19 protein-coding genes are annotated in these 25,683 nt (G+C 68.6%); 13 read left to right on the top strand and 6 right to left on the bottom strand.

Annotated features, from left to right (window positions below):
- Nucleotide 1: 1 nt before the first annotated feature.
- The 3 genes from PBN85_RS09135 (at nucleotide 2) to PBN85_RS09145 (ending at nucleotide 4,414) form a co-directional block, all read left to right on the top strand.
- A complete protein-coding gene (locus tag PBN85_RS09135; RefSeq protein ID WP_037536594.1) occupies nucleotides 2-640 on the top strand; it encodes an HdaA/DnaA family protein in 639 nt (212 codons plus the stop codon).
- Nucleotides 637-2,802 (top strand): RNA degradosome polyphosphate kinase, encoded by a 2,166-nt coding sequence (locus PBN85_RS09140; RefSeq protein ID WP_037536593.1) that lies wholly within the window; start codon nucleotides 637-639, stop codon nucleotides 2,800-2,802. Before PBN85_RS09135 ends, PBN85_RS09140 begins: the two co-directional genes overlap by 4 nt.
- A 148-nt stretch (nucleotides 2,803-2,950) precedes the next feature.
- A complete protein-coding gene (locus tag PBN85_RS09145) occupies nucleotides 2,951-4,414 on the top strand; it encodes a Ppx/GppA phosphatase family protein (protein ID WP_271300869.1) in 1,464 nt (487 codons plus the stop codon).
- Between the two features lie 286 nt (nucleotides 4,415-4,700).
- On the opposite strand, the gene PBN85_RS09150 is transcribed toward PBN85_RS09145, so the two are convergent.
- Nucleotides 4,701-4,985 carry an I78 family peptidase inhibitor gene (locus tag PBN85_RS09150; protein ID WP_271298749.1) on the bottom strand — a complete coding sequence of 95 codons (285 nt, stop codon included), beginning with the start codon at nucleotides 4,983-4,985 and terminating at the stop codon, nucleotides 4,701-4,703.
- Nucleotides 4,982-6,157 (bottom strand): ribonuclease D, encoded by a 1,176-nt coding sequence (rnd, locus tag PBN85_RS09155; protein WP_037536590.1) that lies wholly within the window; start codon nucleotides 6,155-6,157, stop codon nucleotides 4,982-4,984. The genes PBN85_RS09150 and rnd overlap by 4 nt, the downstream gene beginning before the upstream one ends.
- Nucleotides 6,158-6,257: 100 nt before the next feature.
- On the opposite strand from rnd, the gene aspS reads away from it, so the two are divergent.
- From aspS to PBN85_RS09185, 6 genes are all read left to right on the top strand, one after another.
- On the top strand, nucleotides 6,258-8,090 hold the full coding sequence (aspS, locus tag PBN85_RS09160; RefSeq protein ID WP_271298750.1) for an aspartate--tRNA ligase: 1,833 nt from the start codon (nucleotides 6,258-6,260) through the stop codon (nucleotides 8,088-8,090).
- Nucleotides 8,091-8,467: 377 nt separating this feature from the next.
- Nucleotides 8,468-11,197 (top strand): TonB-dependent receptor, encoded by a 2,730-nt coding sequence (locus PBN85_RS09165; RefSeq protein WP_271298751.1) that lies wholly within the window; start codon nucleotides 8,468-8,470, stop codon nucleotides 11,195-11,197.
- Nucleotides 11,198-11,403: 206 nt separating this feature from the next.
- Nucleotides 11,404-14,127: a TonB-dependent receptor gene (locus PBN85_RS09170; RefSeq protein WP_271298752.1), complete on the top strand. Its 2,724-nt coding sequence runs from the start codon at nucleotides 11,404-11,406 to the stop codon at nucleotides 14,125-14,127.
- Between the two features lie 316 nt (nucleotides 14,128-14,443).
- Complete coding sequence (locus tag PBN85_RS09175; RefSeq protein WP_271298753.1) at nucleotides 14,444-16,273, top strand: methyl-accepting chemotaxis protein; 1,830 nt, start codon at nucleotides 14,444-14,446, stop codon at nucleotides 16,271-16,273.
- Nucleotides 16,274-16,311: 38 nt separating this feature from the next.
- A complete protein-coding gene (locus PBN85_RS09180; protein ID WP_271298754.1) occupies nucleotides 16,312-17,343 on the top strand; it encodes a DUF2332 domain-containing protein in 1,032 nt (343 codons plus the stop codon).
- 57 nt (nucleotides 17,344-17,400) lie between these two features.
- Nucleotides 17,401-18,174 (top strand): polyphosphate kinase 2 family protein, encoded by a 774-nt coding sequence (locus tag PBN85_RS09185; protein ID WP_271298755.1) that lies wholly within the window; start codon nucleotides 17,401-17,403, stop codon nucleotides 18,172-18,174.
- Between the two features lie 6 nt (nucleotides 18,175-18,180).
- Here the strand turns inward: PBN85_RS09185 and PBN85_RS09190 are convergent, their stop codons facing one another.
- The 3 genes from PBN85_RS09190 to PBN85_RS09200 are packed head-to-tail and all read right to left on the bottom strand — an operon-like array spanning nucleotide 18,181 to nucleotide 20,510.
- Nucleotides 18,181-19,554 carry a glutamate--cysteine ligase gene (locus PBN85_RS09190; RefSeq protein WP_271298756.1) on the bottom strand — a complete coding sequence of 458 codons (1,374 nt, stop codon included), beginning with the start codon at nucleotides 19,552-19,554 and terminating at the stop codon, nucleotides 18,181-18,183.
- Between the two features lie 36 nt (nucleotides 19,555-19,590).
- Nucleotides 19,591-20,340, bottom strand: a complete 750-nt coding sequence (locus tag PBN85_RS09195; protein ID WP_271298757.1) for a 16S rRNA (uracil(1498)-N(3))-methyltransferase — start codon at nucleotides 20,338-20,340, stop codon at nucleotides 19,591-19,593.
- The gene (locus tag PBN85_RS09200) at nucleotides 20,337-20,510 is read right to left on the bottom strand and encodes a hypothetical protein (protein WP_037536571.1); all 174 of its coding nucleotides are present in this window, start codon (nucleotides 20,508-20,510) and stop codon (nucleotides 20,337-20,339) included. The genes PBN85_RS09195 and PBN85_RS09200 overlap by 4 nt, the downstream gene beginning before the upstream one ends.
- A gap of 93 nt (nucleotides 20,511-20,603) precedes the next feature.
- On the opposite strand from PBN85_RS09200, the gene ubiA reads away from it, so the two are divergent.
- Nucleotides 20,604-21,515, top strand: coding sequence for a 4-hydroxybenzoate octaprenyltransferase (gene ubiA / locus PBN85_RS09205; RefSeq protein ID WP_271298758.1), 912 nt, complete (start codon nucleotides 20,604-20,606; stop codon nucleotides 21,513-21,515).
- 46 nt (nucleotides 21,516-21,561) lie between these two features.
- On the opposite strand, the gene PBN85_RS09210 is transcribed toward ubiA, so the two are convergent.
- A complete protein-coding gene (locus PBN85_RS09210; protein WP_271298759.1) occupies nucleotides 21,562-22,461 on the bottom strand; it encodes a LysR substrate-binding domain-containing protein in 900 nt (299 codons plus the stop codon).
- 98 nt (nucleotides 22,462-22,559) lie between these two features.
- Between PBN85_RS09210 and PBN85_RS09215 the strand changes: the two genes are divergently transcribed.
- From PBN85_RS09215 to PBN85_RS09225, 3 genes are all read left to right on the top strand, one after another.
- Entirely contained in the window at nucleotides 22,560-23,267 is a 708-nt protein-coding gene (locus PBN85_RS09215; RefSeq protein ID WP_271298760.1) for an FMN-dependent NADH-azoreductase, read from the top strand.
- 217 nt (nucleotides 23,268-23,484) lie between these two features.
- Nucleotides 23,485-24,834: a TldD/PmbA family protein gene (locus PBN85_RS09220; RefSeq protein WP_271298761.1), complete on the top strand. Its 1,350-nt coding sequence runs from the start codon at nucleotides 23,485-23,487 to the stop codon at nucleotides 24,832-24,834.
- Nucleotides 24,827-25,615 carry a 3'(2'),5'-bisphosphate nucleotidase CysQ gene (locus tag PBN85_RS09225; protein ID WP_271298762.1) on the top strand — a complete coding sequence of 263 codons (789 nt, stop codon included), beginning with the start codon at nucleotides 24,827-24,829 and terminating at the stop codon, nucleotides 25,613-25,615. The genes PBN85_RS09220 and PBN85_RS09225 overlap by 8 nt, the downstream gene beginning before the upstream one ends.
- The last annotated feature ends 68 nt before the right edge of the window (nucleotides 25,616-25,683 follow it).

A 25,683-nucleotide genomic window follows, 5' to 3' on the forward strand; every position in this document is an offset into this window, starting at 1 on the left:
GATGACGCAGCAACTGGCGTTGCCGCTGGGCTGGCCCGCGGATCCGAACGACGATGCCTTCCTCGTCACGCCGAGCAACGTGCGCGCGGCGCGGACGCTGGAGGATTGGGCGAGCTGGCCGGTCAGGGCGGCGGTGCTGACCGGCCCGCGCAAATCGGGGCGCAGCCTGCTCGCGCGCATCTTCGCCGCGAAGAGCCAGGGCCGGATCATCGACGATGCCGAGACGATGCCCGAGGCGCAGATCTTCCACGCCTGGAACCAGGCGCAGGCGGAGAACCGCCCGCTCGTCATCGTGGCCGACGCGCTGCCGCCGAGCTGGTCGGTGCGGCTGCCCGACCTGCGCTCGCGCCTGGCCGCCAGCCCGCATGCCGCGATCGGCGCGCCCGACGACGAGCTGATCGCGGTGCTGCTCGCCCATCTCTTCCACCGGCGCGGGCTCGATGCGCGCCCGGATCTGGTGCAATGGCTGAGCACGCGGATCGAGCGCAGCCATATCGTCGTCCAGCGCGTCGTCGATGCGCTCGATCAGGAGGTGCTCGGTAGCCACCGCCGCCTGTCGATCCCGCTGGCACGCACCGTTCTCACCGCGGCAGGGATCGTCACGCAACCGCAACCGTTGCTGCCTATGACCGAACCATGACACGCCCGATCCACCTCTCGCATCTCGCCGCCCCCGACGACGATCCCTTCGTCCCGGAGGTCAACGACCGCTATTTCAACCGCGAGCTGTCGTGGCTGGCGTTCAACCGGCGCGTGCTGGAGGAGGCGTGCAATCCGGCGCATCCGCTGCTCGAACGGCTGCGCTTCCTGTCGATCTCGGGCAACAATCTCGACGAATTCTTCATGGTCCGCGTCGCCGGCCTCAAGGGGCAGCAGCTCAAGGATGTCGACCGCCGCTCGTCCGACGGCCTGACGCCGGGGCAGCAGCTCGCCGCGATCACGCGCGAGGCGGATGCGCTGATGGCGAGCCAGCAGGCGGTGTGGGGCGACCTGCGCACCCTGCTCGACGAGGCTGGGCTGCACGTGCTGCGCCGCGACGAGGTCGACGCCGAGGATGCCGAATGGCTCGAGGCGCATTTCCGCGAGCAGATCTTCCCGATCCTGACGCCGCAGGCGCTCGATCCCGCCCACCCCTTTCCCTTCATCCCCAACAAGGGGCTGTCGGTGATGTTCGACGTCGTCCGCGATTCGGACGGCGAGCCGGTGCGCGAACTGGTGATGATCCCGGCGAGCGCGCCGCGCTTCGTCCGCCTGCCGGGCGAGCCGGCGCGCTACGTCTCGATCGAGGCGTTGCTCAAGCGGTTCGCGCCGGTGATCTTCCCGGGCTATACGCTGGTCGGCGCCGCCGCCTTCCGCGTGCTGCGCGACAGCGATATCGAGATCGACGAGGAGGCGGAGGATCTCGTCCGCTATTTCGCCAATGCGATCAAGCGCCGCCGCCGCGGCCGCGTCATCCGGCTCGAGCTGGAGACGGGCATGCCCGACGCGCTCGCCAAGGTGCTGCGCCACGAACTGGGCGGCGCCGACGCGACGATCACCGAGAGCGGCAATCTGCTCAGCATCGGCGATCTCGACGCGGTGATTGACGAGGATCGGCCCGACCTCAAGTTCCTGCCCTTCGTGCCGCGCTTCCCCGAGCGGATCCGCGAATTCGGCGGCGACTGTTTCGCGGCGATCCGCGCCAAGGACATCATCGTCCATCATCCCTATGAAACGTTCGACGTCGTCCTCGCCTTCCTCAAACAGGCGGCGCAGGACCCGGACGTGATCGCGATCAAGCAGACGCTGTATCGCGCCGGCAAACAGCCCGCGGTGATCAATGCGCTGATCGCCGCCGCCGAATCGGGCAAGTCGGTGACCGCGGTGGTCGAGCTGCGCGCGCGCTTCGACGAGGAACAGAATATCCTCTGGGCAAGCGCGCTCGAACGCGCAGGCGTGCAGGTCGTCTACGGCTTCCTCGAATGGAAGACGCATGCCAAGGTCTCGATGGTGGTACGGCGCGAGAACGGCCAGTTCCGCACCTATTGCCACTTCGGCACCGGCAATTACCACCCGGTGACCGCGCGCATCTACACCGACCTCAGCTTCTTCACCGCCGACCCGCGGATGGGGCGCGATGCCGCGCAGATGTTCAATTACGTCACCGGCTATGTCGAGCCGACCGACATCGTCAAACTCAGCCTGTCGCCGCGCGACCTGCGCCAGAAGCTGCTGCAGCTGATCGACGTCGAGATCGCCAATGCCCGCGCCGGCAAGGTCGGCGCGGTCTGGGCGAAGATGAACAGCCTGGTCGATCCGGTGATCATCGACAAATTGTACGAGGCGAGCGGCGCCGGGGTCGAGATCGACCTCATCATCCGCGGCATCTGCTGCCTGCGCCCCGGCGTGCCGGGCATGTCGGAGCATATCCGCGTCAAGTCGATCATCGGCCGCTTCCTCGAACACAGCCGCATCTTCTGCTTCGGCAACGGCGCGGCACTGCCCAATGACGGTGCCAAGGTGTTCATCTCCTCGGCGGACTGGATGCCGCGCAACTTCGATCGCCGCGTCGAATATATGCTGCCGATCGAGAACCCGACGGTGCACGATCAGGTGCTCGACCAGGTGATGGTCGCCAATCTGATCGACACCGAGCAGAGCTGGGAACTCGGCCCCGACGGTCGCTACGTGCGCGAGACGCCGGGCGAGAAGCCGTTCAACCTCCACCGCTATTTCATGACCAACCCGTCACTGTCGGGGCGCGGCGCGGCGCTCGCCGAAAGCAATGCGGTGCCGACGCTGGCGCTGCGGCGGCGGCGATGACGGTGGGCGGCGGCGTGGCCGGGGTGCGGAGCGGCGGTGAGCCGGGGCGGCGACGTCCCGCCGCCTGATGGCCCGCATCCCCTTCCTCACCACCCTGCGCGAGCGGGGCGTGTCTGAACAGCCGGCCGTGCCGCTCGTTGAGCCGGTCATGGCAGAGACGTTCCCCCGCACCGGCATCATCGACATCGGCTCCAATTCGGTGCGCCTCGTCGTCTACCAGGGTCATCCGCGCATCCCGGCGACGCTGTTCAACGAGAAGGTGATGGCCGGCCTCGGCCGCAGCCTCGCCGCGACCGGCACGATCGACGCCGACAGCATGGCGCTGGCGATGGGCGCGCTCGGCCGGTTCGCGATGGTCGCGCGCGAGATGGACGCGCCGCTGCGCACCGTCGCCACCGCCGCGGTGCGCGACGCGAGCAACGGCCCCGCCTTCATCGCCGCGGCCGGTGCGCTCGGCCTCACCGTCGACGTGCTGACGGGCGAACAAGAGGCGACCGCCGCGGGAATGGGCGTGCTGTCGGCGATTCCCGAGGCGGACGGCGTCGTCGGCGATCTTGGCGGCGGCAGCCTCGAACTCGTCCGCGTCGTCGCCGGCACGGTCACCGACCGCATCTCCTTCCCGCTCGGCGTGCTGCGCATCGCCGCGCTGCGCGAAGGGCGCGGCCCGGCGTTCGACCGCCACGTCACGAGGCTGATCCGCGAGGCCGGCTGGACCGGGCGGGGCAGGGGCCTGCCGCTCTATATGGTCGGCGGATCGTGGCGCGCGCTGGCGCGGCTCGACATGAGCCTGACGCATTATCCGCTGCCGATCATCCACGGCTATACGCTCGCGCCCGAGACGGTCGGCCGGCTCGGGCGCAGCATCGCGCATCTGTCGCGGACGCGGCTGCGCAGCGTGCCGGGCATGTCGGCGGTGCGGGCCGGCCAGCTCGGCGATGCGACCGCGCTGCTCGCGGTGGTGATGCGCGAACTCGGTTCGGCGAGCGCCGTCGCCTCGACCTTCGGGCTGCGCGAGGGGCTGCTCTATGCCGCGCTCGATCCGCAGACGCGCGCGCTCGATCCGCTGATCGTCGGCGCGCGCGAGGAAGGGCGGCTGCTCGGCCGCTTCGCCGAACATGGCGACCTGCTCGCCGGCTGGATCGCGCCGCTCTTTCCCGGCGAAGGGCCGGAGCTCGCCCGCATCCGCCACGCCGCCTGCCTGCTCGCCGACACCGGCTGGCGCGCCAATCCCGAATTCCGCGACGAACGCGGCTTCGAGGTCGCCCTGCACGGCAATTGGGTGGCGATCGACGCGCCCGAGCGCGCGATGCTGGCGCAGGCGCTGCACACCAGCCTTGGCGGCAGCACCACGCCGCATCCGCTGCTCGCCGGCCTCGCCAATGTCGGACAGATAGCGCTGGCGATCGACTGGGGGCTGGCGATCCGGCTCGGGCAGCGGTTCAGCGCCGGGCTCGCCGGCCCGCTGCAACGCGCGACCCTGGGGCTCGAACCGGGGCACGTGCTGCTGTCGCTCGGCGAGGCGGACCGACCCCTCTATTCGGAGACGGTCGAGCGCCGCCATGCCGCGCTGGCGACCGGACTCAAGCGCAAGCCGCGCGTGGTGTTCGGCTGAGCGCTGGTGGGGCCAACTCTGCGCACATGAGGGAAATGCCTGCGCGACCGCTGAGGTGCGTTTCGGCCACCCGTCACCGTTCGCGCTGAGCCTGTCGAAGCGCTGCCATCCCCCGAGCTGAGCGCTAGTCGGTCCGTCCCGCCCCGCGGCGACCGCATTGCGACACATCGATCGACCGCACTCTGGAAGCCCACCCTTCGACAGGCTCAGGGCTAACGGATAACTCTATGCGGGATGAGCGAGACCTCGGCTCAGCGCCATCGCCGGCCAGCCCCGCCCCCGCGGATCACCCGCAGCGCAAGCCGCTGATCAGCCCGCCGTCGTCGAGCAGGATCGTCAGCCGGTCCGGCCGGAGATCCTGCGTCACCATGTCGCCCGGCCGGACGATCCGCGACACCGCCGAATGCGTCGTATGTTCGATCTCGCCGCGCATCCGCTCGCGGTATTTCACCGCGGCGAAGTGCATCTTCGCCGCCTCGTCGACCACGCACGGCCCGCGCTCGGGCGGGGGCGGCGCCATCGTCGCGCAGGCCGCCGTCAGCATCGGCGCCATCAGGATCATCCGCTTCATGCCGTCTCCTCCGTTCGCGTCATCTTGAGCTTGCCGCCGCGTACCGCGAAGCCGAGCCGCCCCTCGACCAGATCGAGTGCGTCGCGACCGAATTGATCGAACCGCCAGCCCTCCAGCATCGGCAGGCCGGTGCGCACCCCCGCCGCCAAGGCCTCCAGCTCGTCCGACCGCGCCAGCAGCCGCGAGGCGACGTCGATGTCGCGCGAGCGGATCTTGAGCAGCAGCTTGAGCAGGTCGGCGACCAGCGCGCCCTCCTTGCCCAGCCCCGGCTTGCGGTCGTCGCGCGGCGGCAGCTCGTCGCCCGACAGCGGCTGCGCCGAATCGATCGCCGCCATCAGCCGGCCGCCGATGTCGTTCGACGCCCAGGTCGCCGACAGGCCGCGCACCTTGGCGAGATCGGCCTGTTTGCGCGGCGGATGGCCGGCGAGGTCGCCCAACGTCTCGTCCTTGACGATGCGGCCGCGCGGCAGGTCCTTCGACTGCGCCTCCAGCTCGCGCCAGCGCGCCAGCGCCTTGAGCCGCCCGAGCACGTCGGGCTTGCGGCCGGAGATGCGGACGCGCTTCCACGCCTGATCGGGATCGTTGGCGTAATTGGCGGGGTCGGCGAGCCGCTCCATCTCCTGGTCGAGCCACACGCCGCGCCCGGTCTTGCGCAGCCGTTCGAGCATCCTGGGGAAGATATCGGCGAGGTGGGTCACGTCGCCGATCGCATATTCGATCTGCCGCGCGTCGAGCGGCCGCCGCGCCCAGTCGGTGAAGCGCGCGCCCTTGTCGACCTGGATGCCGAGCCAGCTGTCGACGAGGTTGGAATAGCCGATCTGCTCGCCTTGCCCCAGCGCCATCGCCGCGACCTGCGTGTCGAACAGCGGCTGCGGCGTCTTGCCGGTGAGATTGTAGATGATCTCGATATCCTGCCCGCCGGCGTGGACGACCTTGAGCACGTCCTGATTCTCGGTGAGCAGGTCGAGCAGCGGCGTCATGTCGAGCCCCGGCGCCATCGGATCGATCGCCGCCGCCTCGTTCACGTCGGCGATCTGGATCAGGCACAATTCGGGGTAATAGGTGCTCTCGCGCATGAATTCGGTGTCGACGGTGACGAAGTCGGCATTGGCGAGGCGGGCACACAGATTGGCGAGGGTCGCGCTGTCTGTAATCAACGGGTGGATATGCATGGCCTTGCCATAGCCACACGCGGCCGGGTTGACAAAGCCAAGTGAGACGGGGAAGCGCCACGCTTCACCCACATGCCCTTGCCGGCCGGAAGAAACGATCATGCACGCCTATCGCTCCCACACCTGCGCCGCGCTGTCCGCGAGCAACGTCGGCGAGACCGTCCGCCTGTCGGGCTGGGTCCATCGCAAGCGCGATCATGGCGGCGTGCTCTTCGTCGATCTGCGCGACCATTACGGCATCACCCAGATCGTCGCCGACAGCGATTCACCGGCGTTGCCGACGCTGGAATCGCTGCGCGTCGAATCGGTGGTGACGATCGACGGCCTGGTCAAGGCGCGGTCCGAGGCGACGCAGAACCCCAATCTCGCCACCGGCGCGATCGAGGTGTTCGCGCGCGCCGCGACGGTGCAGAGCCATGCGCAGGAACTGCCGATGCCGGTCGCGGGCGATGCCGAATATCCCGAGGACATCCGCCTGCGCTATCGCTTCCTCGACCTGCGCCGGGAGCGGCTGCACCAGAATATCATGCTGCGCTCGAAGGTGATCTCCTCGATCCGCCAGCGGATGATCGGGCAGGGGTTCACCGAATTCCAGACGCCGATCCTCACGGCTTCGTCGCCGGAGGGCGCGCGCGACTATCTCGTCCCCAGCCGCGTCCATCCCGGCAAATTCTACGCGCTGCCGCAGGCGCCGCAGATGTTCAAGCAGCTGCTGATGGTCGCCGGCTTCGATCGCTATTTCCAGATCGCGCCCTGTTTCCGCGACGAGGATGCGCGCGCCGACCGCAGCCCCGGCGAATTCTACCAGCTCGATTTCGAGATGAGCTACGTCACGCAGGAGGACGTGTTCGCCGCGATCGAGCCGGTGCTGCACGGCGTGTTCGAGGAATTCGCCGACTGGCAAGGCAAGGGGCGCAGCGTCTCGGCGCTGCCGTTCCGCCGCATCCCCTATCGCGAGTCGATGCTGAGATACGGCAACGACAAGCCCGACCTGCGCAACCCGATCCTGATCAGCGACGTGTCCGATCAGTTCGTCGGCTCGGGCTTCGGCCGCTTCGCCTCGATCGTCGAGGGCGGCGACGTCGTCCGCGCCATCCCCGCGCCGGGCACCGCCGACAAGAGCCGCAAGTTCTTCGACGACATGAACGCCTGGGCGCAGTCCGAAGGCTTCGCCGGCCTCGGCTATGCGACGCGCAAGGGCGGCGAATGGGGCGGCCCGATCGCCAAGAACCACGGCGAGGACAAGATGAGCGCGATGGCCGATGCGCTCGGCCTCGGCCCCGACGACGGCCTGTTCTTCGCCGCCGGCAAGGAGGCGCAGGCCGCCAAGCTCGCCGGCCTCGCGCGCACCCGCGTCGGCGAGAGCCTTGGCCTGATCGATCAGAACCGCTTCGAATTCTGCTGGATCGTCGATTTCCCGATGTTCGAATATGACGAGGACAACAAGAAGATCGACTTCAGCCACAATCCCTTCTCGATGCCGCAGGGCGAGATGGACGCGCTGGAAACCAAGGACCCGCTCGACATCCTCGCCTATCAATATGACATCGTCTGCAACGGCGTCGAACTGTCGAGCGGGGCGATCCGCAACCATCGTCCGGAGATCATGTATAAGGCGTTCGAGATCGCCGGCTATTCGCAGGCCGAGGTCGACACAAACTTCGCCGGCATGATCAACGCCTTCAAGTTCGGTGCGCCGCCGCACGGCGGCTCGGCGCCGGGTATCGACCGCATCGTCATGCTGCTCGCCGACGAACCCAATATCCGCGAGGTGATCGTCTTCCCGATGACGCAGAAGGCCGAGGACCTGATGATGGGCGCGCCCAATTTCGCGACGCCCAAGCAGCTCAAGGAACTCAACCTGCGCATCGCGCCGCAGGCGGGAGTCGCCGCGATCGACGTCGACAAGGCGGTCGCCCCCAAGGCGGGCTGATCCGCCGCCGCCGGGCCGTCGCGACGGCTCGGCGGCGTGACTGAACCTTTTCCGGATTTTCGGGATGTCGCCATCCCCCGATCCGATGGGCGCGCCGAGCGACGCCACCGCCGATGCGCTGAGCGTCGCTTTCCTCGGCGAAGCGCGCACCTACGGCGCCACGTTGCGCTCGCGCTTTTAAAGATGAGGGCGATACTGGCGCGGATCCGTCCCGCCCTGCCGGCGGATGATGCGTAATCTCAAATCGATAGACCAGGCTGATCGATGCTGGCGGACATTGCAGGCTCGTTCCTGCAGACCGATACTATAATTGGATTTACCATTTATTAATGTAATTCGCTTCTTCGGACCCCGAACATTGCTGAGGGGGACCAGAATTGCGCAAATTAGGATATCTGCTGGCGGCAGTCGGCTGCGTCGGAACGATCGGCCAGGCGCAGGCGCAGGGCCTGCGCGCGATCGCGCCGGCGACCAAGAACGACAAGGCCGCGACCGACACGCCGGTCGCGGAGAACACCACGGACCTGATCGTCACGGCGACGCGGCGATCGCAACGCCAGTCGACCGTGCCGATCGCGGTCAGCGCCTATGACACGGTGACGCTGAGCCGCACCGGCGCGACCGACATCCGTCAGGTCGCGCAGCTCGCGCCGTCGCTGATCGTCTCGTCGACCGATTCCGAGGTGAGCGCCACCGCGCGGCTGCGCGGGATCGGCACCGTCGGTCAGAATGCCGGTATCGAAAGCTCGGTCGCGGTGTTCATCGACGGCGTCTACCGCAACCGCGCCGGCATCGGCCTCAACGACATCGGCGAAATCGACCGGATCGAGATCCTGCGCGGGCCGCAGGGCACCCTGTCGGGGCGCAATTCGTCGGCGGGCTCGATCAGCATCTACACTAAATATCCCGAATTCACCTTCGGCGGCTATGGCGAGGCGAGCTACGGCAATTACAATGCGCTGCGCCTCGCCGGCTCGGTCACCGGTCCGCTGATCAAGGACACGCTCGCCTTCCGCATCGACGGTGCGACCACCCGGCGCGACGGCTTCAACCATGACGTGGTCAACGATATCGACTTCAACAACCGCCGCCGCGCCTTCGTCCGCGGCCAGCTGTTCTACAAACCGCAGGACGATCTCTCGCTGCGTGTGATCGGCGACTATACGCTGCGCCGGGAGCGGTGCTGCAGCACCGTCTATCTCGATACGCGCGAGAAATACGACCCGACGCCGGGTCGGCCGGGTGACGTCGCCTTCGCTCCGGAGAATCGCATCGTCAAGCTGATGGGAGACATGGGCGCGGTGCTGCCGAGCAACGGCGATCCCTATAACCGCCTTTCCGCCATCTCGCGTGGTCAGGCCTATACCAACATCGTCAAGGATTACGGCGTCTCGTCGCGGATCGGTTGGACGATGGGCGCGGTGCAGCTCGTCTCGATCGACGCCTATCGCGAATATAAGGCCGGCACTGCCGGGGATTTCGACTTCGGCAGCCTCAATCTCGTCAATTACGACAAGGAGGCGACGCGTCAGTTCCACACCTTCTCGCACGAAACGCGGGTGAGCGGCGCGGCGTTGGGCAACCGGCTCGACTGGCTGCTTGGCGGCTATTACGCGCACGAGCGGCTGAACCTGTCCGACTCGCTGCGCTACGGGTCCGACTATGGTGCCTTCGCCGCGTGCAGCATGCTCGCCGCCTTCGATCCCAGCGGCGCGTTCCGCGATCCTGCCGCGCCCGCCTGCCTCAAGCCGATGGTCCACGACCTCGCCGTGGCGGCGGTCGGGCCGACGCTGATGGGCGGGCTCGACCGGCTGACGCTGCTGCACGATACGTCCAACGTCCATGACGTCTACCGGCAGACGAGCGACAACTTCGCCGTCTTCACGCACGATATCTATCGCCTCACCGATACGCTGAGCGTCACCGGCGGCCTGCGCTATACCAACGAACGCAAGACGATGCGCGCCGCCTTCGACAGCGGCAATACGATCTGCGGCGCGCAGCAGACCGCTCTGGCCGGCCTTTTGACCGACCCCAATCCGCAGATGCGTCAGGCGGCGATGATCATCATCCGGCAAAGCTGCCCGGGCAATTCGACCTCCGCCTACAATGGGACCCGGATCAGCGATTCGATGCGGGAGGGCCGGTTGAGCGGCACCGCGGTACTGTCCTGGCAGGCCCGGCCGAGCACGCTCTTCTATGCCTCCTACGCGCATGGCTATAAGGCGGGCGGATATAATCTGACCCGCGCCGGCTTCGCCGACAATGCGTTCGTCACGGCGCCGGCGGTGGCCAGCAGCCTGCGCTTCGATCCGGAGACGGTGCGGGCGATCGAGGTCGGCGCCAAGTACAATGCGCCGGCCTTCAATGCGAGCATCGCGGCTTTCCGGTCGGATTTCAGCAGCTTCCAGCTCAACACCTTTAACGGGGCGGCGCTGGTCGTGCAGAATATCGGCGCCTGTCGCGATTCGCTGCACGGTGCCGACAGCGATCGGTCGCTGGGCAGCGGGCGGTGCACCGGGGACGTCGGCGCCGGCGTCGTGACCCGCGGGTTCGAGGTCGAGGCCGGTGTCTATCCCGTCAGGGATGTCACCTTCCGCGTCGGCTATACCTATGCGCGGGCGCGCTATGGCCACAATCTGGTCGGCAATGCGCAGGGCGCGCCGCTGAGCACCAGCCTGTTCCTGCTGCCGGGCAATCAGATGTCCAACGCGCCGACCCATGTCGTCACCGAGTCCCTGGCCTGGACGCCGGCCCTCGGCCGCAGCGGCCTGTCGGGGCTGTTCTACGTCGATAGCCGCCTGTCGAGCGACTATTCCACCGGCTCCGATCTGATGGCGGAGAAGCAGCAGCCGGCCTATGTCCTGGTCAATGCGCGCATCGGCCTGCGCGGCCGCGACGAGCGCTGGGCGGTCGAATTCTGGAGCCAGAACCTGCTCGACAGCCATTATGCGCAGATCGCGGTGGCCGCCTATCTGCAGGGGAATGGCAGCCTGTCGCAGGTCCAGCGGTTCGGATACCCACGCTACGCCGTCGGCAACGCGCTGACCGTCGGCGTGCCCGGCGAACCGCGCACCTATGGGCTGACCGTGCGTTCGCGGTTCTGACACCGGCGACGAGGTGGCGCCGGAGGCCCGGCGCCACCTCGTCGCCCCCGTTCGACGACCGCGGCATCACGCGGTCGAGGCCGCGAAACTTTAAACCGTCTTATTTCCGGGATCTGGTATCACTCGGCCAATATCCCGTTCCGGGATTAACCTTTCATTAGCGATGTCGCGGCCAATCGCTCCCGGCAAACAGTCAGGGGGCAAATATGCGGACATTGGGATATCTATTGGCGGCGGTCGGCTGTGTCGGCGTGACCGCGCCGGTCGCGGCGCAGGGGCTGCGCGGGCTGCCGCCCACCGCCAGGAGCGATGCGGACAAGGCGCCCGTCGCCGAGAATACGTCGGACATCATCGTCACCGCGACCCGCCGGTCGCAGCGCCTGTCCGACGTGCCGATCGCGGTGAGCGCTTATGGCACCACCGCCCTGCAGAATTCCGGCGCGACCGATATCCGCCAGACCGCGCAGCTCGCACCGTCGCTGATGGTCGCGTCGTCGGGGTCGGAGGCGAATGCGACCGCCCGGCTGCGCGGCATCGGCACCGTCGGCGACAATCCCGGGCTGGAAAGCTCGGTCGCGATGTTCATCGACGGCGTCTATCGCAACCGCACCGGCAACGGCCTCAACGACATCGGCGAGATCGAGCGGATCGAGGTGCTGCGCGGCCCGCAGGGGACGCTGTCGGGACGCAATTCGTCGGCGGGCGCGATCAGCATCTACACCAAATATCCCGAATTCACCTACGGCGGCTATGGCGAGGCGAGCTACGGCAATTATCAGGCGATCCGGCTCGCCGGCGCGATCACCGGCCCGTTGGTCAAGGACGTGCTCGCCTTCCGCATCGACGGCGTCACCGCCAGGCGCGACGGCTTCTATCACGACGTCGTCAACGACACCGACTATAACGATCGCCGCCGCGCCTTCGTTCGCGGCCAGCTGTTCTTCAAGCCGCAGGACGGGCTGTCGCTGCGCCTGATCGGCGACTATACCTACCGCAACGAGAAATGCTGCGGCGCGGTCTATGTCGACACGCGCGAGAAATATGATCCCACCCCCGGTCGGCCGGGCGATGTCGCCTTCGCGCCCCGCAACCGGATCGTCACGCTGATGAAGGACATGGGCGGCGTGCTGCCGAGCGACGGCGATCCCTACAATCGACAGATCGCGATCACCCCCGGCCGCGCCTATGGCAATATCGTCAAGGACTATGGCCTGTCGTCACGCATCGGCTGGACGTCGGGCGACGTCCAGCTCATCTCGATCAGCGCCTATCGCGAATATAAGGCGGGGACGGCGGGAGACTTCGACGGCACCAATCTCGACATCGCCTATCGCGGCAAGGATGCGTACCGGCAATTCCACACCTTTACGCAGGAAACGCGGCTGAGCGGCACGGCCTTCGGCAATCGCCTCGACTGGCTGGTCGGCGGCTATTTCGCGCATGAGACGCTGCGTTCGGTCGAATCGCTGCACTTCGGATCGCAATATGGCGTCTTCGCCGCGTGCAGCATGCTCGCCGCCTTCGATCCGGCCGGGGCGGTGCGCGATGTCCGCGCGCCCGGCTGCATCAAGCCGGCGATCCGCTCCACCGCGATCGCCAATATCGGCAGGCCGCTGATCGCCGGGATCGACCGGCTGACCGCGTTGCACGACGTCACCAACGCGCACGATATCTTCCAGCAGACGAGCGACAATTTCGCTGTCTTCACCCATAACATCTATCGCATCACCGATACGCTGAGCGTGACGGGCGGTTTGCGCTATACCCATGAGCGCAAGACGCTGCATGCGGCGCTCAACAGCGACAACGTCACCTGCGGGGTCCAGCAGTCCAGCCTCGCCGGCCTGTTCTCGAACCGCGATCCGCGCGTCCGGCGAGCGGCGGCGGCGATCATCCGGCAGAGCTGCGCGGGCAATTCGACCACGGCGTTCAACGACACGCCGATCGCCGATGCGAAGCGCGAGGGGCAGGTGACCGGCACGGCGGTCCTGTCGTGGCAGGCGCGGCCGCACACCCTGTTCTACGCATCCTATGCGCATGGCTATAAGGCAGGCGGCTACAATCTTGCCCGCGCAGGGCTGGCCGACGACGCCTATACGACGCCGGCGGCGGCGGGCAGCAGCCTGCGCTTCGATCCCGAGACGGTGCGCGCGGTGGAGGTCGGCGCCAAGTACAGCGGCGCCGCCTTCAGCGCGAACATCGCCGCCTTCCGGTCGGATTTCAGCAACTTCCAGCTTAACACCTTCAATGGCGCGGCATTCGTCGTGCAGAATATCGGCGCGTGCAGCGAATCGCTTCACGGTACCGACATCGATCGGCTCAGGGGTTCGGGGCGCTGCACCGGCACCGTCGGCGCCGGCGTGGTGACGCGGGGTATCGAGATCGAGGCCGGGCTCTATCCCCGCCGCGATGTGACGGTCACCGCCGGCTACACCTATGCCTATACGCAATACCGGCATAATCTGGTCGGCAGCGCCGAGGGCGCCCCGCTTAGCACCAGCCTGTTCCTGCTGCCGGGCAATCAGCTCTCCAATGCGCCGCGTCACGTCGTCACCGAATCGGCGAGCTGGACACCGGCGTTGGGCGACACGGGCCTGTCGGCGCTCTTCTACGTCGATAGCCGGCTGAGCAGCGACTATATCGCCGGCTCCGACCTGTTCGTCGAGAAGCGGCAGCCGGCCTATCTGCTGGTCAATGCCCGGATCGGCGTGCGGGGACGCGACCAGCGCTGGTCGGTCGAGCTGTGGGGACAGAATGTCCTCAACGCGCGCTACGAACAGGTCGCCTCCTCCGCCTATCTGCAAGGCAACGGCAGCCTCTCGCAGGTCGAGCGGTTCGGTTACCCGCGCTATGCGGTCGGCAATGCGCTGACCATCGCCATGCTGGCCGAACCCCGCACCTACGGCCTGACGCTCCGCTCGCGCTTCTAGCGCGCGTCCGCGGCGCCGCCGGATCGGCCAGGCGCCGCCGCTCCGTCGAAAGAATGGGGTTGTGAGACGCATGAGCGTCGGATCGGACCTATAATGCGAACACCGACCTTCGCGGGGGCGGCCGGCGCCCCGACGAGTGGGGCGACGCCGTCACTGCAGCGTATGCCGGGGGTAAGATGAACGCATTACTGGCCGATCCGACCGAGCGGTCGGCGATCCACCCGGCATATCGGTACGCCGAGCCGTGCATGGAGCGTTCCAGCACCGCCCGGTCGCGACGCCACCCCTGTTTATCGCTTCTGGAGGTCCGACGACCATGAAGATCCCGCGCAAGCTCGGCTTGTCGTTCCTCGCCATCAACGCCACCGCGGCGATCGTCATGCTGGTGTTCTTCCTGAACATCCAGTCGATCGAGCGGTCCACCGCGCGCAACAACATCAGCCAGACGATCTATGCCAAGGCGCTGACGCTCGAAACCTCGATGCTGCGGCAGAACAGCCAGTTCCGCGGCTTTCTTGTGACCGGCGACCCGTCCTATCTCAAATCCTACAACGAGGGCGCCAAGGCCTATGACGATACCGCGGCCGAGCTCGAGGACCTGCTGCGCGGTGACGCCGATAAGCTGGACCGGCTGCATATCGCCAACCGCGAGGCGCTGGCATGGCGCCGCAACTGGGGCGACCGGCTGATCCAATGGGTCAGGGACGGCCGACGCGAGGCTGCCGAGGCGGCGGTGCGCGCCGCGGGCGAGAAGGTGCTGGTCAGCAAGGTCGCGCTGCCGCTGCGCGACCTGCGCAACGTCGAGACCAAGGAGATGGAGGCCAATGCCGCGCAGCAGGACCGCGCGATCCATCATGCCGTGGTGGTGCTCGTCATCGGTTCGATCGCGCTGATGGGACTGGCGTTCACCCTCGCCAACGTGCTCGGCCGCCAGATCGCCCGGCCGATCACCGCGCTGACCGGCGTGATGACCGACCTCGTCGCCGGCCGCAACGATGTCGATGTACCCGCGACCGATCGCTACGACGAGCTCGGCGCCATGGCGCAGGCGGTCACCGTGTTCCGCGATACCGCCAAGGCCAAGGTCGCGGCGACGATCGAGCGCGACGCGGCGGCGGCGAAGATCGGTGACGGTCTGCGGCGGCTCGCCGCGGCGGATCTCACCGTCCGCATCGAGGGCATGCCCGACAGCTATCTGAGCTTCGCGGACGATCCCAACCACGCCGCCGAAAGCCTGTCGCGCACCGTCGCCGAGGTGCGCGCCGGCGCCACCGCGATCCTGCACAATACGGACGAGATCAGCCGCGCCACCCAGCATCTCTCGCAACGCACCGAGCAGCAGGCGGCGGCGATCGAGCAATCCGCCGCAGCGCTCGACGAGGTCACCCGCTCGATCCATGACGGTGCCGGTGCCGCGATCGGCGCGAGCCGCTCGATGAGCGAGGCGAAGGGCGAGGCGGAGCAGGGCGGTACGGTGGTGCGCGAGGCGATCGCCGCGATGCAGGGGATCGACAAGGCGAGCAAGGAGATCGCCGAGATCATCGCGCTGATCGACGGCATCGCCTTCCAGACCAACCTGCTCGCGCTCAACGCCGGTGTCGAGGCGGCGCGGGCGGGGGAGGCCGGGCGCGGCTTCGCGGTCGTGGCGCAGGAGGTGCGCGCGCTCGCGCAACGCTCCGCCAATGCCGCCACCGAGGTCAAGCAGATGGTCAATTCCGCCGCGGCGCATATCCGCACCGGGGTCACCCGCGTCGACGAGACGGGGCAGGCGCTCGCACGGATCATCGATCGCGTCGCCGCGGTCAGCGTCGCGATCGAGGCGATCGCTCAATCCTCCGACCAGCAGGCGCGCAGCCTCGCGCAGGTCAACACCGCGATCGGCGAGATGGATACGATGACGCAGGAAAATGCCGCGATGGTCGAACAGACCTCGGCGGCGGCGCGTCAGCTTGCCGACAAGGCGGAGGCGCTCGATCGATCCGTCGATTCGTTCAGGATCGATGCCGCGGCCGCGGTACCGCCACCGCCGCCGGCACCGCCGTCGCGCCCGGTGCGCGTGCTCACCCCGACCAAGACGGAGGCGGACACGCCGAAGGAGCCGGGACGGCCGCGGCTCGTCGCCAATGGGGATTGGGATACGTTTTGACCCTGTCAGCGTCGGCGCGGATCACGGCTGATCGATCATTGCCCCAGCCGGGTCCGCTCGCCTCCCATGCCGAGGTCGTGCGCGCCCTCGGCTCGACCTTCGTCCCGGCGGTGCTCGAGGCCACGGAGCGGCAATTGCACCATGCGCCGCGCACCGCCGCGCTGATCGCGGCATGGCCGCGCGACGTTGCCGCCGATGCGCTGGCGATGCGCGTCAATGCGGCGCTGCACGCGCTCGCCCGCAGCGAGGCGATTCCGGCGCTCACCGCGCTCTACCGGACGCAGCGCGGCGATTTCGACGCGGCGATCGGCGAGGCGCTGGCGCAGGGCGATGCGATGATCGTCGACTGGCTGCGCGATCCGCCGCAGACCAACGAAGTCGGCCGCACCGCCTCGATCGTCGCGGCGCTGATGGTCGCCCGCCGGCGCTTCGACATGCCGTGCGAGCTGCTCGAACTCGGCGCGAGCGCCGGGCTCGCGCTCAACCTCGATCGGTATGCCTATACGCTCGGCGGGCGCGAAATCGGCTGTTCGGGATCGCCGGTGCGGGTGGCCCCGGACTGGCATGGCCCGCCGCCGCCGGTGCGGCCGATCGCGATCCGGTCGGCGCGGGGCGTCGATCTGCGGCCGGTCGACATCGCCGATCCGGCGGCGCGGGCGCGGCTGATGGCGTTCATCTGGGCGGACCAGCAGGAGCGGCTGCAACGCCTCTCCGCCGCGATCGCCATCGCGCTGGCGCGACCGCCGCAGGTCGACCAGGGCGACATCACGACCTGGCTGCCCGCGCGCCTCGCCCTGCCGCAGGCGGAGCGATGCTGCCGCGTCGTCGTCCATTCGATGGCGCTGCAATATCTCGATCCGGCGGGGCGGCGCGCGGTCGAGGCGGCGTTGCGCGAAGCGGGCGCCCGCGCCGATGCCACGCGGCCGCTGGCGCGGATCGCCTTCGAATGGACCGCGGCGCGCGACGCGGTGCACCTCAGCCTGACGCTCTGGCCCGACGGCAGCACGCAGCATCTCGCCACCTGCCACGCTTATGGCGCCTGGGTCGAATGGCACGGACCGAGCGACTGATGCGACGCGGACGCGGCTGATGCGTTCTCGCCTCCCCAGCACAGGAGGACGCCGCGGATGATCGCTCTCGCCGATTACGAAACCGACAAGCCGTACAAGGGCCATTACAAGCGCGATCTCGCCGACTTGCAGGACCGGCTCGAACAGATCCTCGTCGCCTATATCGTCCGTGGCGGGCGCGCGGTGATCATGTTCGAAGGCTGGGACGCGGCGGGCAAGGGCGGCATCATCCAGCGGCTGACCACCAGCTGGGACCCGCGCCATTTCGACGTCCACCCGATCGCCGCGCCGACCGAGGAGGAGAAGGCGCACGACTTCCTCTGGCGCTTCCGCCGCGCCTTGCCCGCGCCGGGCGATATCGCGGTGTTCGACCGCAGCTGGTACGGGCGCGTCCTCGTCGAGCGGGTAGAAGGCTATGCGAGCGAAGCGGAATGGCAGCGCGGCTATGAGGAGATCAACGCCTTCGAGGCGCAGATGATGGCGGACGGCATTACCCTCATCAAGCTGTTCGTCCACATCAGCCAGGCCGAGCAGGACCATCGGCTCGAACGACGGCTCGACGATCCGTGGAAGCGGTGGAAGACCGGCCTCGACGATTATCGCAACCGCGGCCGCCGCGGCGACTATCTGCTGGCGATGCACGATATGTTCGCGCGCACCGATACCGGCGGCGCGCCCTGGACGGTGATCGCCGGCGACGACAAGAAGGCGGCGCGGATCGCCGCGCTGCGCCTCATCGCCGACCGGCTCGCGGCGGGCGTCGACATGAGCCCGCCGCCGCTCGACCCGGAGGTGAAGCGCGTCGCCCGCGCCGCCCTCGGCCTCGATTAGCCGCGGCTAGAAGCTCGCCTCGGCATAGATGCGCGACAGGTCGCCCGCCCAGTCGCCGTGATAGCGGTCGAGCAGCACCTGCGCCGGCACCTTGCCCGATCGCACCACCTCGCGCAGCGGATCGAGGAAGCCGGTCTCATTGTCGCCCATCGCATTGGTGCGGGCACGCGCGGCGAGGCCGGCATGGGCGATGTCGAGCACCGGCCCGGCAATGTCCCCCAGCCGCCCGCCGCCGGGCAGCGGCGCGTCGAGCGCGAGCCGCGGCACCGCGCTGCGCAACGCCTCGCGATCCTCCATCGACCAGTCCTTGACGAGGTCCCACGCCGCGTCGAGTGCCGCATCGTCGTAGAGCAGCCCGACCCAGAAGGCGGGCAGCGCGCAAATCCGGTTCCACGGCCCGCCGTCGGCGCCGCGCATCTCGAGGAAGGTCTTGAGCCGCACCTCGGGGAAGGCGGTGGAGAGATGGTCGTTCCAGTCGTCGATCGTCGGCTTCTCGCCGGGCAGCACGCTCAGCTCGCCGCGCAGGAAGTCGCGGAACGACAGGCCTGCGGCATCGATGTAGCGGCCGTCGCGATAGACGAAGTACATCGGCACATCGAGCATATAGTCGGCATAGCGTTCGTAGCCGAAACCCTCCTCGAACACGAACGGCAGCATGCCGGTGCGCGCTGGATCGGTATCCGACCAGATGTGGCTGCGATAGGAGAGGAAGCCGTTGGGCTTGCCCTCGGTGAACGGCGAATTGGCGAACAAGGCGGTGGCGAGCGGCTGCAACGCCAGCCCGACGCGGAACTTCTTCACCATATCGGCTTCGCTGGCGTAATCGAGATTGACCTGGATCGTGCAGGTCCGCAGCATCATGTCGAGCCCCATGCTGCCGACGCGCGGCATATGGCGCAGCATGATCGCATAGCGGCCCTTGGGCATGATCGGCAGCTCGTCGCGCCGTTTGTCGGGCCACATGCCGAGCCCGAGGAAACCGATCCCCAGCGCATCGCCCGCCGCCTTGACCTGTTCGAGGTGCCGGCCTGTCTCCGCGCAGGTCTGGTGCAGCGATTCGAGCGGCGCGCCGGACAGCTCGAACTGCCCGGCGGGTTCGAGGCTGACGCTGCCGTCGGCACCGGTCAGCGCGATGATCTTGCCGCCCTCCTCGACCGGCTGCCAGCCGTGCGGTTGCAGCGCGTGGAGCAGGTCGCGGATGCCGCCCGGCTCGTCCCAGGCGGGGGCCCGGTAATCGTCCAGCCGATAGACGAATTTCTCATGCTCGGTGCCGATCCGCCACCGGTCGCGCGGCTTCTCGCCACGCGCGAAATGGGCGATCAGCTGGTCGCGCGATTCGATGATCGGTGCGCCCGCGGCGCTCTCGGTCTTGGTCGTCATGCCGCGGCCTTACGCGGGGATGAACGCACGCGCCAGTCAGCTTTCCTGCCAGTCTCCGCATGCCGCCATCCAGAGCGAAACCGCCGCCGCCGCGGCGGTATCGGCGCGCAGGATGCGGGGGCCGAGGCTGACCGCCACCGCCTGCGGCACGGCGCGGATCGCGCTGCGTTCCTCGTCGGTGAAGCCGCCTTCCGGGCCGATCAGGATCGCCGCCGGCCCGGGCCGTTCGCGCATCGCCGCCAAGGCCGGCGCACCACCCGATTCGTCGGCGAAGAACAAGGCGCGCTCCGTCGGCCAGTCGCGCAGCAGCGCCGCCAATTTGGTCGACTCGGTGAGCACCGGCAGTGCGGTGCGCGCGCATTGCTCCGCCGCCTCGACGATATGGCTGCGCAGCCGGTCGAGCTTGGGGCGGTCGACGATCGTCCGCTGCGTCACCACCGGCACCAGCCGGTCGACGCCGAGCTCGCAGGCTTTCTCCACCAGCCAGTCGATCCGCCCCTTCTTGAGCGGCGCGGCGCACAGCCACAGGTCGGGCACCGGCTCGCGCGGTCGCAGCCGTGTCGACACGTCGACAGTGAGGTCGCGCTTGCCGACCTGCGTCGCGGTGGCGAGCCATTCGCCGGTGACGTCGTCGCACAGCTTCACCGGATCGCCGGGGGCGATGCGCATCACCGCGATCAGATAATGCGCGGCCGGACCGTCGATTCGGCGCGGCCCCGGCGCCAGCTCGCTGTCGACGAACAGCCGCGGCGTCGATTGCGGCGGCCAGGCGGGGGTGGCGGTCATGATTGTCCCTTGCGGCGCTGCCGCGCCCATAATTTGCGCGCGACGATCCAGCCGAGCAGCAGCGCCACCGCGAGCCCGGCCACCGCGAAGGCGACGACGCCCGCGACGCGGAGGATCGCCCAGAACAGCGCCTCGACGAACCGTCCCACCGCTACCGACAAACCGATCATCCTGACGCGCCTGCCGCACTTTCGTGGCCGGAGCGAGGCAAAAGCGGCGCCGGGCCTTGCCGCCGGCGGCGATTGCACGGCAAGAGCGGCGCCATGTCAGCCGAGATCGTCCCCGACAGCGAACACCGCGGCCTCGTCGGGCGGCTGCCGCCGACGCTGCGCGGCCTTGCCCTGCTCGCCCGGTTCGACCGGCCGATCGGCTGGTGGCTGCTGTTCTGGCCGGGGGCCTGGGCGGTCGCGCTCGCCGGCGGCGCGGCGACGCGCTGGCCGCTGATCCTGTGGATCCTCGCCGGCAGTATCGCGATGCGCGGCGCCGGCTGCGTCTATAACGACATCGTCGACCGCGATCTCGACGCGCAGGTCGCGCGCACCCGCGCGCGGCCGATCCCGAGCGGACTGGTGTCGCTCAAGCTCGCCTGGCTGTGGCTGCTCGCGCTCTGCCTCGTCGGCCTCGTCGTGCTGCTGCAACTGCGCCCGCTCGCCGCCGGCGTCGCGCTCGCCAGCCTCGCGCCGGTCGCCGCCTATCCCTTCATGAAGCGGATCACCTGGTGGCCGCAGGCGTGGCTCGGCCTCGTCTTCTCCTGGGCGGCGCTGGTCGGCTGGGCCGAGGTGGCGGGCGCGCTGTCGCTGCCGATGCTGCTGCTCTACGCCGGCTGCATCGCCTGGACGATCGGCTACGACACGATCTACGCCTTGCAGGACCGCGAGGATGACGCGCTGATCGGCGTGCGCTCGTCGGCGCTGCGGATGGGCAGGCGGGTGCGCAGCGGCACCGCGCTCTTCTATGTCGCGGCGCTGGCCGGATGGGGCGCGGCGATCTGGTGCGTCCGTCCCGATCCGCTCGCGCTGCTGTCGCTGCTGCCGGTGGCGCTGCATTTCTGCTGGCAGATCGCGACGCTCCGCCCCGACGACGGCACCAACGCGCTCGCCCGCTTCCGCAGCAACCGCTTCGCCGGCCTGCTGATGTTCCTCGCCTGCGCGGTTGTGGGGTCGTCCGCGGGGTAGGGGCGGGCCTCGCCCGCGATCGGCGAACCGAAGGCCGGCGCCTCGACTACGGTCCTGACGGTGCGTCGACCAGGGATACGAGCCAGTCGCGCACGGCCGCGACGTCGGGCCGGTCTGCCGCGGTCGCCGTCGTGACGATGACATAGCCGCCTTTCGTGATGACCGGCCCGAACGGATGGACCAGCAGACCGGTCTCGATGTCCGGTGCTGCGAGGATCAGACTGCTGAGGACCGCTCCGTGGCCGGCGATCGCGGCCTGCAACGCATGGCCGTCGTCGGTGAATCGTGGTCCGCTCTCCACCGCAAGGTCGTCCATCCCGGCGAGGCGTGCCCAGGTCGCCCAGTCCGGTCCGGCCACCGGGTGGATCCATTCGGAGTGGAGCAACGACGTGCGACGCAGGTCCGCCGGGGTCGCGATCATGAGGCTCGGGCTGCACAGGACGCCGACCCGCTCCGCCGCCAGCGGGGTGGCGATGAGCGGGTCGAACGGCCCCGTGCCGTAACGGACGGCGATATCCGCTGCTCCGGCGGCAAGATCGACCGGGGTGTCGCTCGCGTGGAGATGAAGGTCGATGTCGGGATGGGCCCGGGTAAAGCCGCCGAGCGCCGGCACCAGCAGGCGGGCGGTGAACAGCCGCGTCGCCGTCAGCACGACGGTCGCCCGCGCGGCGGGCTTGCGCAATTGCGCCAACGTATCGGCGAAAGCGTCGAAGCCCGTCCGCAACACGGGGTAGAGCGTCGCCGCCGCCGGAGTCAGCGACACGCGCCGGACGTGACGGACGAACATCGGTTGGCCGAGCATGGCTTCCAGCAAGCGTATCTGGTGACTGATCGCCGTCGGCGTCACGCCAAGCTCGCTCGCGGCCTGACGAAAGCTGAGGTGCCGTGCCGCTGCCTCGAACGCGCGTAGCGTCGCCAGGGGCGGCAGCTGGCGTCGCGCCGTCACGGATGAACTCACGTCAGCTACCTCCTGAGCAATTCGCGTTCGTCAGAGCCATAGCATCACGCCAAAACGGTCGGGAGACAGATGAGGGATCCATTGTCATGCTGACCGATCGCACCGCCGTTCGCCGCCTGCTGCATATCGACGCAAGTGCCCGTCTCGGCCGTTCCGACGAGGTGGCGCACGGGTCGCACAGCCGACGCCTCTCGCACCGGTTCGTGACACGCTGGCAGACCCTGCGACCGGACGACGGCGTGATCCGGCGCGACGTTTCGGCATGCCCGCCGGCGATGATCGATCAGGCCTGGATCGATGCCAGCTTCACGCCGCCGGACCGACGTACCTCTATCCAGTCGGCCCGCCTCGTCGAAAGTGACGCGCTGACAGCCGAGCTGCTCGCTGCCGATCTGCTTGTGATCGGTGTGCCGATGTACAATTTCGGCATCCCGTCGCAGTTGAAAGCGTGGATCGACAACGTGGTACGGGTGGGGCTGACGTTCGGTTTCGATCGCCGCCGCCGGCCCGAACCCTATTGGCCGATGCTTCCCGCCGGCAGGAGTGTTGTGATTTTGACCGCACGCGGCGATTATGGGTACGATCCGGGCGGCCGTCTGGCGCATCGCAACGTCGTCGAAGCTGGCGTGACGATACCCCTCAATTATATCGGGTTGTCGCACAGTCATACGATCGCTGTCGAATATGACGAATTTGGCGACGAGCGCCTTGCCGCGTCAATCGACTCGGCCGAGCGCGCGATCGACGCTCTGGTCGATCGGTTGACGGGCGCAGCGCCCGACCATCCCGCCTGAACCACCAGACATTGCCTCGACGTTCCCCCTATGTCCTACACGCCGCCGACGCGCTATGTCCGCGCGCATGACACCTGTCCTCCGCCACGATCATCGCCAGAATCGAAACGATGGCAGCGGATCGTTTCGATCAAGGTGTCCATCTTGTCCATGTTGCCACAATTCGCCACAATCGCGGGGCCTAGCATCGCGCCGCCGCCGCCCCTAAGTCGTGGCGATGCTGACCCCTGATCAGGCGCGGGACCGCGCCGCCGATATCGTCGCCCGTGCCGTCACCGCCGGGGCCGATGCCGCCGACGCCGTCTTCGCCGCCGATGCCGCGCTCGAACTGTCCGTCCGACTGGGCGCGCTTGAGGATGTTGGCCGCTCCGAGAGCGAGGAGCTGGGTCTGCGGGTGTTCGTCGGCCAGCGTTCGGCGAGCGTGTCGACCTCCGATCTGTCCGCCGATGCGGTCACCGCCCTGGTCGAGCGCGCGGTGGCGATGGCGCGCGAGGCGCCGGAGGATCGCTGGGCGGGGCTCGCGCCGCAGGAGCGGCTGATGCACGGCGCGCCGCCGCTGCTCGACCTCGACGACGGCGGCACGCTCAGTCCGGCCGACCTGCGCGAGGCGGCGCTCGCCGCGGAAGACGCGGCGCGCGCGGTGCCCGGCGTCACCAACAGCGAAGGCGGCGGCGCGAGCAACTCGCGATCGGTCTGGGCGCTCGCCACCAGCCACGGCTTCGCCGGCGCCTATGCCGCGACCGGCTACAGCCTGTCGGCCAGCGTCCTCGCCGGCGATGCGGCGAGCGGGATGGAGCGCGACTATGCGCATCACAGCGCCCGCCGCCACGCCCACCTCGATTCGCCCGAGGAGATCGGCCGCCGCGCCGGTGAGCGAGCGGTCGCGCGCCGCAATCCCGGCCGTGTCGCGAGCGGCGCGATGCCGGTGGTGTTCGACCCGCGCGTCGGCTCGTCGCTGCTCGGCCATCTCACCGCGGCGATCTCCGGCCAGTCGATCGCGCGCAAGACCAGCTTTCTGCTCGACGCGCTCGGCACGCAGGTGTTCGACAGCGGCGTGTCGATCCACGACGATCCGCATCGCCCGCACGGGTTGCGCTCGCGGCCGTTCGACGGCGAGGGGCTGCCGGTGTCGCCGGTCGCGCTGATCGCCGAGGGGATGCTCGAAACCTGGCTGCTCGACAGCGGTTCGGCGCGGCAGCTCGGGCTCGAACCGACCGGCCATGCCGCACGCGGCGTCGGTGGCGGTCCGGGCGTTTCGCCGAGCAACCTCTATATGGCGGCGGGGCACGTGCCGGTCGAGACACTGATCGCCGACATCGCCGACGGCGTCTATGTCACCGAATTGATCGGGCAGGGGGTCAATGGCGTCACCGGCGACTATAGCCGCGGCGCGGCGGGCTTCCGCATCGTCGGCGGCCAGATCGCCGGACCGGTGGCGGAGTTTACCGTCGCTGGCAATCTCAAGGACATGTTCCGCGCGCTGACTCCGGCCAACGATCTCGTCTTCCGCCACGGCTATAATGTGCCGACGGTGCGGATCGACGGCATGACGGTCGCGAGTGGCTGATCCGCGCGGCGAACTCGCCGCTGCGGTCGCCGCGGTCGCGCAGGAGGCGGGGGCGCTCGCCTTCGCGCGCTGGCGTACCGACTTCGACCGGTGGGAAAAGACGCCGGGCAGCCCGGTGTGCGAGGTCGATCTCGACGTCGACCGGATGCTGCGCGCGCGGCTGTCGTCCTTGCTCCCGGATGCCGGCTGGCTGTCGGAGGAGACGGTCGACAATCCCGACCGGCTGCGCCACGCACGCGTCTGGGTGGTCGATCCGATCGACGGCACGCGCGACTATATCCGCGGGCGCGAGGGCTGGGCGGTATCGGTCGCCTTGGTCGAGGACGGTCGCGTCGTGATCGGCGTGCTCGACGCGCCGGCACGGGGCGAACGCTGGCTGGCGGCGCTCGGCGCCGGGGCGACGCGCAACGGGGTGGCGCTCCATGCGGGTGATCGCCGCATGCTGGCCGGCGCGCGCGTGCCGACCGACGTTTTGCCCAAGGTCGATCGCCACCTTGTCGCGGTCGCCAAGCCCAATTCGATCGCGTTGCGCATGGCGATGGTCGCCGCCGACGAGGCCGATCTGCTCGCGACGCTGCGCTGGGGCAATGAATGGGACATCGCCGCCGCGACGCTGATCGCGGCGGAGGCGGGGGCAGGGGTAAGCGACGCGCTCGGCGCACGGCTGCGGTACAACAAGCCCGATCCCAAGGCGTTCGGCGTGATGGTCACCGCTCCCGGCATCCACGCCGAAGCGATCGCCTGGATCGAGGACCGGGCGCGGGCGGCGCTGCTCGGCTAAAGCCGTGCGGGATCGCCCCGTCCCCTCGGCTTTGCGTCTATAAGAGAGAGACCGAGGCATAGGAGGAC

Origin of the sequence: Sphingomonas sp. CV7422, assembly GCF_027945725.1 — a bacterium.
In the GTDB taxonomy this organism is placed as follows: domain Bacteria; phylum Pseudomonadota; class Alphaproteobacteria; order Sphingomonadales; family Sphingomonadaceae; genus Sphingomonas; species Sphingomonas kyungheensis.

What these genes read in the sequence shown, in the direction of transcription:
- PBN85_RS09135 (WP_037536594.1), top strand. Translation starts at nt 2, where the DNA reads ATGACGCAGCAACTGGCGTTGCCGCTGGGCTGGCCCGCGGATCCGAAC.
- PBN85_RS09140 (WP_037536593.1), top strand. Translation starts at nt 637, where the DNA reads ATGACACGCCCGATCCACCTCTCGCATCTCGCCGCCCCCGACGACGAT.
- PBN85_RS09145 (WP_271300869.1), top strand. Translation starts at nt 2,951, where the DNA reads ATGGCAGAGACGTTCCCCCGCACCGGCATCATCGACATCGGCTCCAAT.
- PBN85_RS09150 (WP_271298749.1), bottom strand. Translation starts at nt 4,985, where the DNA reads ATGAAGCGGATGATCCTGATGGCGCCGATGCTGACGGCGGCCTGCGCG.
- rnd (WP_037536590.1), bottom strand. Translation starts at nt 6,157, where the DNA reads ATGCATATCCACCCGTTGATTACAGACAGCGCGACCCTCGCCAATCTG.
- aspS (WP_271298750.1), top strand. Translation starts at nt 6,258, where the DNA reads ATGCACGCCTATCGCTCCCACACCTGCGCCGCGCTGTCCGCGAGCAAC.
- PBN85_RS09170 (WP_271298752.1), top strand. Translation starts at nt 11,404, where the DNA reads ATGCGGACATTGGGATATCTATTGGCGGCGGTCGGCTGTGTCGGCGTG.
- PBN85_RS09175 (WP_271298753.1), top strand. Translation starts at nt 14,444, where the DNA reads ATGAAGATCCCGCGCAAGCTCGGCTTGTCGTTCCTCGCCATCAACGCC.
- PBN85_RS09185 (WP_271298755.1), top strand. Translation starts at nt 17,401, where the DNA reads ATGATCGCTCTCGCCGATTACGAAACCGACAAGCCGTACAAGGGCCAT.
- PBN85_RS09190 (WP_271298756.1), bottom strand. Translation starts at nt 19,554, where the DNA reads ATGACGACCAAGACCGAGAGCGCCGCGGGCGCACCGATCATCGAATCG.
- PBN85_RS09195 (WP_271298757.1), bottom strand. Translation starts at nt 20,340, where the DNA reads ATGACCGCCACCCCCGCCTGGCCGCCGCAATCGACGCCGCGGCTGTTC.
- PBN85_RS09200 (WP_037536571.1), bottom strand. Translation starts at nt 20,510, where the DNA reads ATGATCGGTTTGTCGGTAGCGGTGGGACGGTTCGTCGAGGCGCTGTTC.
- ubiA (WP_271298758.1), top strand. Translation starts at nt 20,604, where the DNA reads ATGTCAGCCGAGATCGTCCCCGACAGCGAACACCGCGGCCTCGTCGGG.
- PBN85_RS09215 (WP_271298760.1), top strand. Translation starts at nt 22,560, where the DNA reads ATGCTGACCGATCGCACCGCCGTTCGCCGCCTGCTGCATATCGACGCA.
- PBN85_RS09220 (WP_271298761.1), top strand. Translation starts at nt 23,485, where the DNA reads ATGCTGACCCCTGATCAGGCGCGGGACCGCGCCGCCGATATCGTCGCC.